Below are 357 nucleotides of genomic sequence, written 5' to 3'. Positions count from 1 at the left end.
ACACTGTCTAGCTGCTTTTTGAACATAGGAACCCGGTTGCATCTATGTATCAGGCCTATTCGAGGAAGCTTTTTGCTTCTGGCCAACATCGTGGTGAGCTCGCAGTGTGCCGTTTACATTGAGGCCACTATCAGGCCTGTAGGAGCGGAGGCATCGGTCTGCGACGGTCTTACCTAGGGTCAATGTTCACTAGCAGGGGTTGGAGCGCCTAGCGCCCCGGTGGCATTACCCGGTTGGTCAGAGGCTCATAGCCGCCTCCGGTTTTTCGTTCGGTTTGCGTTGGTAAACCTGATCGCTCTGTAACAGGGCCCAGATAATCCGCAGATTTCGATTAGCCAGCCTGATCGCCGCCTCCTT

General features: G+C 54.6%; 1 pseudogene. It reads right to left on the bottom strand.

Annotated elements, in window-relative coordinates:
- Positions 1 to 237 precede the first annotated feature (237 nt).
- A pseudogene (locus ACF8EA_RS01280) lies at positions 238 to 357 on the bottom strand (IS110 family transposase); the annotation flags it as partial.

Origin of the sequence: Pseudomonas sp. YQ_5, from assembly GCF_043103305.1 — a bacterium.
GTDB classification, from domain to species: Bacteria; Pseudomonadota; Gammaproteobacteria; order Pseudomonadales; family Pseudomonadaceae; genus Aquipseudomonas; species Aquipseudomonas putida_Y.
The sequence above is the reverse complement of the archived record's forward strand: the minus strand, read 5'-3'. Positions and strand labels throughout refer to the sequence as shown.